Origin of the sequence: Microbacterium sp. PI-1 (assembly GCF_004337555.1) — a bacterium.
Taxonomy (GTDB): domain Bacteria; phylum Actinomycetota; class Actinomycetes; order Actinomycetales; family Microbacteriaceae; genus Microbacterium; species Microbacterium aurugineum.
Genome location: NZ_SJYZ01000002.1, coordinates 253,730 through 266,730, shown reverse-complemented (window position 1 = coordinate 266,730; position 13,001 = coordinate 253,730). Strand labels below are relative to the sequence as shown.

Here is a 13,001-nt window from a genome sequence, read left to right as displayed (position 1 = left end):
ACCAGCGCCCTTCGATTCACCCGTCTGCGACTTAGGGGACCCTAAGAAAACCCTGCGAATACCTGGTGAATCCGCGGGAAACAGCGGTCGGCCGCGGATCGGAGCTCCGATGCGAAGGATCTGCATGTTTTCTCCGCGCCGATAGGATCGCACACATGGCTGATTCGCTGACCTGGTCCGACGTGCTCACTTCTCTGCTGGAGCGTCGCGATCTCAGCGTCTGGGAGTCCACCTGGGCCATGCGCCAGATCATGCAGGGCGACGTCAGCGAAGCCCAGCTCGCAGGCTTCCTCATCGCGTTGCGGGCGAAGGGCGAGACGATCGACGAGATCGTCGGTTTCCGTGATGCGATCCTCGAGGCGGCCGTTCCGCTGCCGGTGTCGCCGGATGTGCTCGACATCGTGGGAACGGGCGGCGACCGCGTCGGCACGGTGAACGTGTCGACCACGGCGGCGATCGTCATCGGTGCGACTGGCGTTCCAGTGGTCAAGCACGGGAATCGGGCCGCAAGCTCGGCTTCGGGTTCGTCCGACGTCCTCGGGGCGCTGGGACTCGAGCTCTCCCTCGATCCGGCGGCCGTCGCGACCATCCTCGACCGCACCGGCATCACGTTCGCATGGGCGGGCGCATTCCACCCCGGTTTCAAGCACGCGGGCGCCGTGCGCGCCGAGCTGGGTGTCCCCACCGTCTTCAACATGCTCGGGCCGCTCTGCAATCCCGCACGTGCCGAAGCCAATGCCGTCGGCGTCGCGCAGATCGAGCGCGTTCCGCTCATCACCGGTGTCTTCCGGACCCGTGGCGCCACGGCGCTCGTCTTCCGTGGGGACGACGGCCTCGACGAACTCACCACGACCGGGCACAGCCGGATCTGGGAGGTCACGCGCGGCGACATCCACGAGCATGACCTCGACCCGCGCGACCTCGGCATCCCGATCGCCGATCTCGCCGACCTGATCGGTGGCTCGCCCCAGCACAACGCGGAGGTGCTCCGACGCACGCTGGCGGGGGAACCCGGCGCTGTGCGCGACATCGTGCTGCTGAATGCCGCTGCCGGCATCGTGGCCTTCGAGCTGTCGCAGGACGCTGGTCAGGTGCAGCGTCCGATTCTGGAGCGCCTGCGCGAGGGCTATGAGAAGGCGTCGGCCGCGATCGACGACGGGCGCGCGCACGCGAAGCTCGACCAGTGGATCGGTGTGAGTCGCGAACTCTCGTCACCGAAGGAGTGACCGTGGATCCCGTCGACGCGCTGCTCGAGATCGCCTCCCTGCTGGAGCGTGAGCGTGCGTCGCGGTATCGCGCGAAGGCCTTCCGCCAGGCAGCTGCGACCCTGCGGGATCTGCCCGACGACGTTCAGCGCGATCCCACACGGCTGCGTGCAGCCAAAGGTATCGGCGAGTCCACCTTCGCGGTGATTCGCCAGGCGCAGGCCGGGCAGGTCCCCGACTACCTCGTCGAGTTGCGCGGTGATGTCGAGCCCGAGCGCATGTCGGAGCTCCGCGGGAAGCTCCGCGGCGATCTGCACGCGCACACGGACTGGTCGGACGGGACCACACCGATCTCGGTGATGGCTGCCGCTGCCAGGGCGCTCGGACATGAGTACCAGGCGATCACCGATCATTCGCCGCGCCTCCGGGTCGCTCGGGGGCTGTCGGCCGAGCGCCTTCGGGAGCAGATGCCGCTGGTCCGCGCGGAATCCGGTGACGGCTTCACCCTGCTCGCGGGCATCGAGGTCGACATCCTGGAAGACGGGGGCCTCGACCAGGAGGACGGTCTGCTCGCCGAGCTGGACATCGTCGTGGCGTCGGTTCATTCCAAACTGCGCATGGATGCGCGGGCGATGACCGCACGCATGATCGCCGCGGTCGCGCACCCTCGGGTCAACGTGCTCGGGCACTGCACCGGACGCCTCGTGCAGGGCGACCGAGGAACGCGCCCTCCGTCGACGTTCGATGCCCAGGCCGTTTTCGCCGCCTGCGCGGAGAACGGCGTGGCGGTCGAGATCAACTCGCGACCGGAGCGGCAGGATCCGCCGGACGATCTGATCGCGATCGCTCTCGCTGAGGGATGCCTGTTCTCGATCGATTCGGATGCGCACGCGCCCGGCCAGCTCTCGCTGCTCGACCACGGAGCAGAACGTGCAGAGCGCGCCGGCGTCCCGTCAGCGCGGATCGTCACGACCTGGGGTCTCGAGCGGCTGCTCGCCTGGGCGGAGTGATTCGCCGTCGAACCCCGGCCGTCAGTCTGCGGCGAGGGCGGCGTTCGACACGGCAGTGAGGGCACGCGTCATCGAGCCGCCGAGGTTCCATTTCTCGGCGAGAGCCGTTGCGGCATCCGCCTCCGCGGGGTCGAGCACGCGCAGGGGGACGTCGGGGACCGTGATCGGCAGCGACGTCGCGACCGCGACCACCGTCGGGGCGACGTCGAGATACTCGGACGCGGCGAGCAGCTTCGCCCGTACTCCGGCGCTCATCCCTTCGCCCGCTTTCGCCGCGGCACGGATGCCCTCCAGGTCTGCGTGCGTCTGCAGCAGGGTGGCCGCGGTCTTCTCACCCACGCCGGCGACGCCGGGCAGGCCATCCGAAGCATCGCCGCGCATGGTCGCAAAATCGGCGTACTGCGAGGGGAGCACCCCGTACTTCGCGACGACGGTGGCGTCGGTCACGACCTCGAGGTTGCTCATTCCGCGGGCGGTGTAGATGACGCGGACGTCACGTGCATCATCCACCAGCTGGAACAGGTCACGGTCGCCGGTCACGATGTCGACGGGCATCGTGGCCTTCGTGGCGAGGGTGCCGATCACGTCGTCGGCCTCGTGCTCGGCGACGCCGATGATGGGAATGCCGATGGCCGCCAGAGTCTCGCGGATGAGGGGGATCTGCGCTTCGAGGGGGTCGGGGACCTCTTCGACATCGGGGCCGCTGGCGACCACCTCCACGACGCGGTGGGTCTTGTAGGTGGGGATGAGGTCGACGCGCCACTGCGGTCGCCAGTCGTCGTCCCAGCAGGCGATCACGTGTGTGGGCTCGTAGAGGGTGACGAGCTTGGCGATGATGTCGAGGAGACCGCGAGCGGCATTGATCGGGGAGCCGTCGGGTGCCGTCACCTTGTCGGGGACGCCGTAGAACGCACGGAAATAGAGGCTGGCGGTGTCGAGCAGCATCAGTCGATCGGTCACGAACGACAGTCTGGCACGGCGGTCCGACGCAGGGTGCGGAGAGCGGACTGTCCTGGCGCTCAACACCCCGTGGCGCGGGGTTGTTCGGCACAGGTGCGAGCGACGAGAGCAGTGTCGGCCTCATAGATACGGATCCGCTGCGTGGAACCCTCGATGGCGAGTTCGCCGGCCACCGGGAACCAGCCTCCACCGATGTCGACCTCTGCCGTGTAGTACGCCGTGACGTGGGTGAGGAAGGTTCCGCGGGTGCGATAGGTATGGCTCGTCGGCGTCGGAGTGAACGGCGCCTGCCCGAGTACGGTCCACGTCTGGCCGCTGCCTGCTGTGGTCGCTGTGCTGCCATCCCCATAGGAGAAGACGAAACGAGCGGGGGAGAACCGCACGCTGACCGGTCGGCCCAGGAGAGTGCCGCTGCGGGTCTGCACCGATGCCGAAGCCACGAAGTTCATCGGCAGCCCTGCGACGCCCACGTTGCCGGGCTCGCCCACTGTCGTCACGGGTGCGGGCGCGAACTGTGCGACATCGGTGATCGTGAGCGGCACGCCGTCGTCGTTCGTCACGCGTTCCGCCGAGATCCCACAACTCGTGGTTCGCACCGGATCGGGAACACACGGCGGCGGTGCGTCGGGGGTGCCTGGTGAACCGGGGGAAGCGCCATCCGGAGACTTCTCCGTTTCGGTGGCTGAGATCACGAGGGCATCGGGCCTGTTGGACGCCCAGACTTCGTCTATTCCGGCCTGGGGAGGCGGCGTGTTCTGAAGACCGGCCGTCGCGACGGTTGCGGCGAGCAGGAGGCCGATCGCTCTGGTCCATGCACCTAGCATTCGATCTCCGAGGTGGCGATCGTGGACGAGATTGCAAGCGAAGACGACGTTTGGGCGTTTGTGAACTGCACCTCAAGCGCCTGCCTTGGCGCCCGTTCGTCTGGGACTACAGAGATGCCTTCAGCATCCACTAGACCGACCTCCGAAACGTCCAAGCAAAGACGAGCTGTGACTGTCGAATTCTCGTAGCTGATCGGCGTGAAGGAGTCGAACAACGTGTCGCCAGTTCGCGTCATTCCGCTCGCATAGAACTGGCTGTAGTTTTCGCGCGCGGCCGCAAGTGCATCACCGCGGAGCCAGGCATATACCGATTCAAAAGTCTGCGGATCATGGAGGTCCGTCGAGTTAGACGCATCTGCGTACGCGCGGTAGGTGGCCTCGGCGGCGGCGAACGCTTCTTCTTCGGACGCGAAGGCGGCGGTCGGGGTCGGGGTCGGCCCGGGGTCGGGGGCGCACCCCACGAGCAGCGCGACGGCGGCCACGAGGATCGCAAGTCGCGGCGGAAGGGCGGGGGTCAGGGGAGTAGCCGGTGTCACCCCGCCACCGTAGGAGGAATGGGCTTCGGTCGGTTCGAGTTATCCACAGGGAGGGCGTTCGGATCCGACTCCTGCGGTGCGCGAACTTCTGATAGCCTTAACCGTCACTCGTGGCGTGCATGCGCATGCCCTCGTGACGAGAAAACCAAAATCCAACTGCTGAGAAGCATGCTGTCGGCCGTGCGCGGTCGTTGACTCTCAGCCCGAGTCTCCATTCAACAAGGACAACCCACTACATGACTACCGCAACGACCGCCCCGGCCACCAAGCAGGTCGCCATCAACGACATCGGATCTGCTGAGGACTTCCTGGCCGCGGTCGAGAAGACCCTGAAGTTCTTCAACGACGGCGACATCATCGAAGGCACGATCGTCAAGATCGACCGCGATGAGGTCCTCCTCGATGTCGGCTACAAGACCGAGGGTGTCATCCCCTCGCGCGAGCTCTCGATCAAGCACGACGTCGACCCCAACGAGGTCGTCGCTGTCGGCGATCTGGTCGAGGCACTCGTCCTCCAGAAGGAGGACAAGGAAGGCCGCTTGATCCTCTCCAAGAAGCGTGCTCAGTACGAGCGTGCATGGGGAGACGTCGAGAAGATCAAGGAGAACGACGGCGTCGTCACCGGCACGGTCATCGAGGTCGTCAAGGGTGGACTCATCGTCGACATCGGCCTCCGTGGCTTCCTCCCGGCTTCGCTCATCGAGCTGCGTCGCGTCCGCGACCTCACGCCGTACCTCGGCCAGGAGATCGAGGCGAAGATCCTCGAGCTCGACAAGAACCGCAACAACGTCGTCCTGAGCCGCCGCGCGCTGCTCGAGCAGACGCAGTCGGAGTCGCGCACCACGTTCCTGAACAACCTGCACAAGGGTCAGGTCCGCAAGGGTGTCGTCTCGTCGATCGTCAACTTCGGTGCGTTCGTCGACCTGGGTGGCGTGGACGGCCTCGTGCACGTCTCCGAGCTGTCCTGGAAGCACATCGAGCACGCCTCCGAGGTCGTCGAGGTCGGCCAGGAGGTCACCGTCGAGATCCTCGAGGTCGACCTCGACCGCGAGCGCGTCTCCCTGTCGCTGAAGGCGACGCAGGAGGACCCGTGGCAGGTCTTCGCCCGCACCCACGCGATCGGTCAGGTCACGCCGGGTAAGGTCACGAAGCTCGTTCCGTTCGGTGCGTTCGTTCGCGTCGCAGACGGCATCGAGGGCCTCGTCCACATCTCCGAGCTCTCCAGCAAGCACGTCGAGCTGGCTGAGCAGGTCGTCTCCGTCGGCGAAGAGGTCTTCGTCAAGGTCATCGACATCGACCTCGAGCGTCGTCGCATCTCGCTGTCGCTGAAGCAGGCCAACGAGTCGGTCGACCCCAACGGCACCGAGTTCGACCCGGCTCTGTACGGCATGCTCGCCGAGTACGACGAGAACGGCGAGTACAAGTACCCGGAGGGCTTCGACGCCGAGACCGGTGCGTGGAAGGAAGGCTTCGACGCCCAGCGCGAGGCATGGGAGCAGGAGTACGCTGCAGCCCAGGCTCGTTGGGAAGCGCACAAGGCTCAGGTCGTCAAGGCGGCCGAGGCCGAGGCCGCAGCCGGAGAAGACTTCGGTGGCCAGGCCTTCGCCACCGAGGTTGCCGGCGCCGGCACCCTGGCGGACGACGAGGCTCTCGCAGCTCTGCGCGAGAAGCTCTCGGGCGGCAACGCTTAAGCACGTCTCTGAAACGGGTCGTCGCCCCGCCTTCGGGCGGGTGCGGCGGCCCGTTTCGCGTACCCGCTGTTCCCCTCCACGTCTTGCGTGACGGAACATTACGGCCCCATTCGTAACATCGGAGCCCGTCGGCCAGCATGAGGGTATGACCACGCTGTTGCCCTCGCCGCGCCTCGCCGACGCATCGACTGCGGCCGGGACGGCGCAGAGCGTGCGGCTCGACGGTGTTGAGCGCTCCTTCCCGCTGCCGCACGGGCGACGCGACGTGCTCCGGGGGATCGACCTCGACATCAGCGCCGGCGAGATCCTCGCGGTGGTCGGTCCGTCCGGCTGCGGCAAGTCGACGCTCCTGCGCCTCGTCGGCGGGCTGGACACCCCGACCCGTGGCAACATCCGCCTCGATGCCGTCGGCGTCACCGATGTCGACGAGCGCACCGCCATCGCCTTCCAGGAGCCCCGGTTGCTGCCGTGGCGCACGATCGCCCAGAACGTCGAACTCGGTCTGCCCCGCGGAACGGCTCGTCGTGCCGGACGTGAGCGCGTGCGGGAGCTGCTGCACCTGGTGGGCCTCGAACAGGCCGCCGATCAGCGTCCGCGCGAAGTCTCCGGCGGAATGGCCCAGCGTGCCTCGCTCGCCCGCGCTCTCGCCCGGAACCCTGGTGTGCTGCTGCTCGACGAGCCCTTCGGCGCGCTCGACGCTCTGACGCGCCTGCGCATGCACGATCTGCTTCTCAAGATCCATGCGGCCGAGCCCACCACCATCCTCCTCGTCACGCACGACGTCGAAGAGGCCCTCTATCTCGCCGACCGAGTGCTGTTGCTGCGAACGCTGAACGGTGCAGACGTCGACGAGCCGTCCATCTCGCGCACGATCCTCGTGCCGGGCATCCGTCCTCGCGACCGCGCCGATCGCGGACTCGCCGACCTGCGCGCCGAGCTTCTCGAAGGCCTCGGCGTCGACACCCACCACCGCATCACCGAGGAGTCCAGATGAGCATCACCACCCGCCGAATCATCCCTGCGATCGCGGTCGCCGGGACGATGATGCTCGTCGCGACCGGCTGCGTCGCCGGCGAGAACGCCACCGCATCCGACACCGGGAGCACCTCGGGGTCCACGGAGTGGTCGTCCGACACGCTGTCCGTCGACTTCGCGACATACAACCCGCTCAGCCTCGTCGTCCGCGACCAGGGCCTTCTCGATGACATCCTCGGGGACGACGTGGACGTCGAGTGGGTGCAGTCGGCCGGCTCGAACAAGGCCAACGAGTTGCTTCGTTCGGGGTCGGTGGATGTCGGCTCGACAGCCGGATCGGCTGCGTTGCTCGCGCGTGCCAACGGTTCTCCGATCCAGGTCATCGACATCTACTCGCAGCCGGAATGGTCGGCCATCGTCGTCGGCCCGGACAGTGACATCGCTTCGATCGAAGACCTCAAGGGCGCCTCGATCGCGGCCACGAAGGGCACGGACCCGTACTTCTTCCTGCTGCAGGCGCTTGAAGAGGGCGGGCTGTCTCTCTCCGACGTCGAAGTGCAGAACCTGCAGCACGCCGACGGCAGGGCCGCGCTCGACGGCGGCTCGGTGGACGCATGGGCCGGACTCGACCCGATCATGGCCGCGGCTGAGGTCGAGTCGGGGGACAAGCTGATCTACCGGAACGTGGACTTCAACACCTACGGCTTCCTCAACGCCACCGAGGACTTCCTCACCAACCACCCCGACCTCGCGCAGGCCGTCGTGGACGCCTACGAGAAGGCGCGCGAGTGGGCGCTCGATCACCCCGAGGAGACCGCGGCGCTGCTCGCCGAGGTCGCAGGTATCGATTCCGAGGTCGCGACGACGGTGATCCAGGAGCGTTCGAACCTCGACGTCAGCGGGATCCCCGGCGATGACCAGATCGCGGTGCTCGAGAAGATCGCTCCCGTGCTCGTCGAATCCGGCGACGTCCAGGGCGGCAAGGAGTCCGTCGACAAGGCGCTGGCATCGATCGTGAACGACACGTTCGCGAAGAAGGCGGTCGGCGGCGAGTGACGATTCCGGATCGGCTGATCGTCCCTGCGGACTCGCAGGACGCCCTCGACTTCGCCACGGGGAAGCTCGCGAGCTCGGCAAGCGCGAGTCGCCGCACCTGGGATCGTCCCGCGGTGCGGGTACTCGGCGGGCTTCTGCTGCCGGCGGTCATCCTCCTCGTGTGGCAACTCGCGACGACGTCCGGTCTCGTCGAGTCCTATCGGCTGCCGACGCCCGCCTCGGTCTATCAGGCGGGCGTCGAGCTGGCTGAGAGCGGGCAGCTCTGGACGCATATCGCGATCTCGGTGCAGCGCGTCCTCCTCGGGTTCGCGATCGGATCGGTGATCGGGCTCGCGGCGGCGGGCATCGTGGGGCTGTCCCGCTGGGGCGATGTGCTCCTCAGCCCGACACTCGCTGCGGCCCGGGCGGTGCCGTCGCTCGCCTGGGTGCCGCTTCTCATCCTGTGGATGCAGATCGGCGAGGAGTCGAAAGTCACACTGATCGCGATCGGCGCGTTCTTCCCGGTCTACACGACGGTGGCCTCGGCTCTGCGGCACGTCGACCCGCATCTGGTCGAAGCCGGACGCTCGTTCAGCCTGCGCGGATGGTCTCTGTTCCGCACGGTGCAGCTTCCCGCCGTCGTCCCCTCGGTCGTGTCCGGCCTTCGTCTCGCGCTCGCGCAGGCGTGGCTGTTCCTCGTCGCTGCGGAGTTGATCGCCTCATCCATGGGCCTCGGCTTCTTGCTGACCGACTCGCAGAGCACGGGGCGCATCGACCGCATCCTTCTCTCCATCGTGCTGCTCGCACTGCTCGGAACGCTGACCAGCGGCATCCTCGCGCTGCTGGAGAAGTACCTGCTCCGCCGATGGGTGTGAGCGTGACCGAGGCACGACTGCAGGAGTCGCGGGTGTACACGGCGGCGTCCGGGTTCGGCGACGCGAACGTCACCGAGGAAGCATATGCACGGGGCGCGGCGGATCCGATCGCGTTCTGGGAAGAGGCGGCGCGTCGGCTCGACTGGTCTGTCCCGTGGGAGACGGCACACGAGTGGGATCCGCCGGTCGGGGACGCCGTCCCCGCCGCGCGCTGGTTCGTCGGCGGGCGTCTCAATGTCGCCGTCAACTGTGTCGATCGGCATGTCGACGCGGGACGGGGCGACAAGGTCGCACTGCACTTCGAAGGCGAACCGGGCGATCGCTGCGCCGTCACCTACGCCGAGCTGCAGGAGCGTGTCGCCCGCGCGGCAAACGCCTTGCTCGCGCTCGGCATCCGACCGGGTGACCGCGTGGTGATCTACCTCCCCGTGCTCGTGGAGACGATCGTCATCACGCTCGCGTGCGCGCGGGTGGGTGCCGTGCACTCTCTCGTCTTCGGCGGGTTCTCTGCGGAGGCGGTGCGGTTCCGGCTCTCGGACACCGGGGCGAAGCTCCTCGTCACGAGCGACGGTCAGTACCGACGCGGCGTCGCCACGGAGGTCAAGTCCACGGCCGATGTCGCCGTCGCTGGTCTGCCCGAGCTCGAGCACGTTCTCGTGCTCCGCCGCACGGGCCAGGACGTGCCGTGGACCTCCGGTCGTGACGTGTGGTGGCACGACGTCGTCGACTCGGCCTCCCCGGTGCATGAGGCGGACTCGTTCGACGCCGAGCATCCGCTCTTCATCATCTACACCTCCGGCACCACCGGAAAGCCCAAGGGGCTCGTGCACACCTCCGGCGGATACCTCGCCCAGGCGAGTTGGGCGCATTGGGCGCATTTCGATGCCAAACCCGATGATGTGCACTGGTGCACCGCCGACCTCGCATGGGTCACCGCGCACACCTACGAGATCTACGGCCCGCTCTCCAACGGACTCACACAGGTCATCTACGAGGGGACGCCGGACACCCCGCATCGCGAACGCCACCTCGAGATCATCGAGCGTTACGGGGTGACCGTCTACTACACGGCGCCGACGCTGATCCGCACTTTCATGACGTGGTTCGGTGCCGAGCTTCCCGCCGGTCACGACCTGTCGACCCTTCGGCTCCTCGGCACGGTCGGCGAGGCGATCAACCCCGAAGCGTGGGTCTGGTTCCGTCGCAACTTCGGTCGCGACGAACTGCCGGTGATCGACACGTGGTGGCAGTCCGAGACCGGTGCCGCGATGATCGCTCCGCTCCCGGGGATCACGAGCCTCAAACCGGGGTCGGCGTCGGTGCCGCTTCCGGGGATCGATGTCGCGGTGGTCGATGCGGACGGACGCGAGGTGCCGCCCGGCCGTTCCGGGACACTCGTCGTCCGACGTCCTTGGCCGGGGATGGCCCGCACCGTGTGGGGAGATCCGCAGCGCTATCGGGACGCGTACTGGTCCACGTTCGCCGGACTCGGTGAGTTCGGCGGTTTCTACGTCGCCGGCGATGGCGCGACGCGGGATGCCGACGGTTACATCTGGATCCTCGGTCGTCTCGATGACGTCGTGAACGTCTCCGGTCATCGGCTTTCCACGATCGAGATCGAATCGGCGCTCGTCGCTCACGACACGGTCGGAGAGGCCGGGGCTGCCGGAGTCTCCGACCCGGTCACGGGGCAGGCCGTGGCGGTCTTCGTGACCCCGTCCGGGCGTGCAGACGTGACCCCGTCCGATCTGCGCACCCAGGTCGCTCAGGCGATCGGCCCCGTCGCCAAGCCGAAGCACATCGTCGTCGTCCCCGATCTGCCGAAGACGCGTTCGGGCAAGATCATGCGCCGACTCCTGGCACAGTTGTGGGAGGCCGAGCAGGACCGCCGCGCGGGGCGCGAGCCGCTTCCGCTCGGCGACACCACTTCGCTGCAGAACCCTTGGGCCGTCGACGACATCGCCGACGCGCTCACCGACGCCGAACTGAGGACAGCATGACGGAAGAACACCGTTTCGGATTCCGCACCCGAGCCCTGCATGCCGGGGGCACCCCCGACGCGTCGACCGGCGCGAGGGCGGTGCCGATCTATCAGACGACGTCCTTCGTCTTCGATGACGCCGCGGATGCGGGCAATCTCTTCGCCCTGCAGAAGTACGGCAACATCTACTCCCGCATCGGCAACCCGACCGTCGCGGCACTCGAGGAGCGTCTGGCCTCGCTCGAAGGCGGCATCGGAGCGGTGGCGACCGCGTCCGGCATGAGCGCGGAGTTCATCACCTTCGCTGCGCTCGTCGGTGCCGGCGACCACGTCGTCGCTGCAGCCCAGCTCTACGGCGGGACGGTGACGCAACTGGACGTGACGCTGCGGAGGTTCGGCGTCGAGACCACGTTCATCGCCTCGACCGACCCCGCTGACTTCGCTGCGGCGATCCGTCCGGAGACCAAGGTCGTCTACGTCGAGATGATCGGCAATCCGTCGGGCGAGATCGCCGATATCGAGGGGCTCTCCGCCGTCGCGCACGAGGCCGGGGTGCCGCTCGTCGTGGATGCGACGCTCGCCACGCCGTACCTCGCACGCCCGATGGAACACGGCGCAGACATCGTGATCCACTCCGTGACGAAGTTCCTCGGCGGTCACGGTACGACTCTCGGCGGTGTCGTGATCGAGAAGGGCACGTTCGACTGGGGAAACGGCAAGTTCCCGCAGATGACCGAGCCCGTCGAGTCGTACGGCGGCATCAAGTGGTGGGACAACTTCGGCGAGTACGGCTTCCTCACCAAGCTCCGCTCCGAACAGCTCCGCGACATCGGCCCGGCGCTCAGCCCGCAGGCGGCGTTCAATCTGCTGCAGGGTATTGAGACGCTGCCGCAGCGGATCGATGCGCACCTCGCGAACGCACGGGTGGTCGCGAACTGGCTCGCCACCGATCCCCGGGTCGCGTACGTCACCTGGGCAGGACTCGAGGGACACCCGCACCACGAGCGTGCGGCGAAGTACCTGCCTCTCGGACCGGGTTCCGTCTTCGCGTTCGGCGTCGCAGCGGACGACGGCCGGCGCGCGGGGGAGAGCGTGATCGAGAACCTGCAGCTCGCCTCTCATCTTGCGAACATCGGTGACGCCCGCACGCTGGTCATCCATCCCGCGTCGACCACGCACCGCCAGCTCACCGAGGAGCAGCTCGTCGCCGCCGGTGTGCGCCCCGACCTGATCCGCATCTCCGTGGGCCTGGAAGACCCCGAAGACATCATCTGGGACCTCGACCAGGCACTCACGACCGCGACGGGAGCGAACCGATGACCGCGACGGAAACCACCGGCGGCGAGGCGTGCAGCTTGCCGTCGACGACGGAGGCCGTTTCCTGCGCACTCCCCGGCACCGCAGCCGCACATCCGGAGCGGAGCTGGCGGGGACCGAATCAGCAGGAGCGCTTCTCGCTGCTCCGGCGCGCGACGTCGATCGCGATCGTCGGAGCATCGAACAACCCTGCGCGCGCCTCCTTCTTCGTGGCGACGTATCTGCTCTCCAGCACAGCGTACGACGTGTATCTCGTCAACCCGCGCGAGAAGGAGATCCTCGGGCAGCCCGTCTACGCATCGCTGAGCGATCTGCCCGTCGTCCCCGACATCATCGATGTGTTCCGCCGGCACGATGACCTCCCCGGCGTCGCGCAGGAGGCGATCGACATCGGCGCGCGGACGCTCTGGTTGCAACTGGGTTCCTGGAACGAGGACGCGGCAGCGATCGCGGAGTCGGCAGGATTGTCGGTCGTGATGGATCGGTGCATCAAGATCGAGCACGCACGCTTCCACGGCGGGCTCCACCTCGCAGGTTTCGACACGGGCGTGATCAGCTCACGGCGGCAGCTGCTCGCACGCTGAACCGCAAT

At 67.4% G+C, this 13,001-nt stretch carries 12 protein-coding genes; 9 read left to right on the top strand and 3 right to left on the bottom strand.

The annotated features are described in order from the left end of the window. The first annotated feature begins 155 nt into the window (after nt 1-155). Nucleotides 156-1,226 carry an anthranilate phosphoribosyltransferase gene (gene trpD, locus E0W80_RS03210; RefSeq protein ID WP_131491264.1) on the top strand — a complete coding sequence of 357 codons (1,071 nt, stop codon included), beginning with the start codon at nt 156-158 and terminating at the stop codon, nt 1,224-1,226. Nucleotides 1,227-1,228: 2 nt separating this feature from the next. Beyond that, nucleotides 1,229-2,215, top strand: coding sequence for a PHP domain-containing protein (locus E0W80_RS03205; protein ID WP_205802293.1), 987 nt, complete (start codon nt 1,229-1,231; stop codon nt 2,213-2,215). A gap of 21 nt (nt 2,216-2,236) precedes the next feature. On the opposite strand, the gene E0W80_RS03200 is transcribed toward E0W80_RS03205, so the two are convergent. The 3 genes from E0W80_RS03200 to E0W80_RS03190 form a co-directional block, all read right to left on the bottom strand. Beyond that, nucleotides 2,237-3,175 (bottom strand): 5'-3' exonuclease, encoded by a 939-nt coding sequence (locus E0W80_RS03200; RefSeq protein ID WP_131491262.1) that lies wholly within the window; start codon nt 3,173-3,175, stop codon nt 2,237-2,239. 59 nt (nt 3,176-3,234) lie between these two features. Then, on the bottom strand, nt 3,235-3,735 hold the full coding sequence (locus E0W80_RS03195; protein ID WP_240740445.1) for a hypothetical protein: 501 nt from the start codon (nt 3,733-3,735) through the stop codon (nt 3,235-3,237). Nucleotides 3,736-3,992: 257 nt separating this feature from the next. After that, nucleotides 3,993-4,481: a hypothetical protein gene (locus E0W80_RS03190; protein WP_165875372.1), complete on the bottom strand. Its 489-nt coding sequence runs from the start codon at nt 4,479-4,481 to the stop codon at nt 3,993-3,995. A 290-nt stretch (nt 4,482-4,771) separates the two neighbouring features. On the opposite strand from E0W80_RS03190, the gene rpsA reads away from it, so the two are divergent. From rpsA to E0W80_RS03155, 7 genes are all read left to right on the top strand, one after another. Further along, a complete protein-coding gene (rpsA, locus tag E0W80_RS03185; protein ID WP_047524042.1) occupies nt 4,772-6,226 on the top strand; it encodes a 30S ribosomal protein S1 in 1,455 nt (484 codons plus the stop codon). A gap of 145 nt (nt 6,227-6,371) precedes the next feature. After that, nucleotides 6,372-7,220, top strand: a complete 849-nt coding sequence (locus E0W80_RS03180; RefSeq protein ID WP_131491260.1) for an ABC transporter ATP-binding protein — start codon at nt 6,372-6,374, stop codon at nt 7,218-7,220. After that, the gene (locus tag E0W80_RS03175; RefSeq protein ID WP_131491259.1) at nt 7,217-8,257 is read left to right on the top strand and encodes an aliphatic sulfonate ABC transporter substrate-binding protein; all 1,041 of its coding nucleotides are present in this window, start codon (nt 7,217-7,219) and stop codon (nt 8,255-8,257) included. The genes E0W80_RS03180 and E0W80_RS03175 overlap by 4 nt, the downstream gene beginning before the upstream one ends. Further along, nucleotides 8,254-9,111 carry an ABC transporter permease gene (locus tag E0W80_RS03170; RefSeq protein ID WP_194239258.1) on the top strand — a complete coding sequence of 286 codons (858 nt, stop codon included), beginning with the start codon at nt 8,254-8,256 and terminating at the stop codon, nt 9,109-9,111. The genes E0W80_RS03175 and E0W80_RS03170 overlap by 4 nt, the downstream gene beginning before the upstream one ends. Continuing rightward, complete coding sequence (gene acs / locus E0W80_RS03165; RefSeq protein WP_131491258.1) at nt 9,102-11,111, top strand: acetate--CoA ligase; 2,010 nt, start codon at nt 9,102-9,104, stop codon at nt 11,109-11,111. The genes E0W80_RS03170 and acs overlap by 10 nt, the downstream gene beginning before the upstream one ends. After that, nucleotides 11,108-12,412, top strand: coding sequence for an O-acetylhomoserine aminocarboxypropyltransferase/cysteine synthase family protein (locus E0W80_RS03160; RefSeq protein WP_131491257.1), 1,305 nt, complete (start codon nt 11,108-11,110; stop codon nt 12,410-12,412). Before acs ends, E0W80_RS03160 begins: the two co-directional genes overlap by 4 nt. Further along, nucleotides 12,409-12,993, top strand: coding sequence for a CoA-binding protein (locus E0W80_RS03155; RefSeq protein WP_165875377.1), 585 nt, complete (start codon nt 12,409-12,411; stop codon nt 12,991-12,993). The genes E0W80_RS03160 and E0W80_RS03155 overlap by 4 nt, the downstream gene beginning before the upstream one ends. The last annotated feature ends 8 nt before the right edge of the window (nt 12,994-13,001 follow it).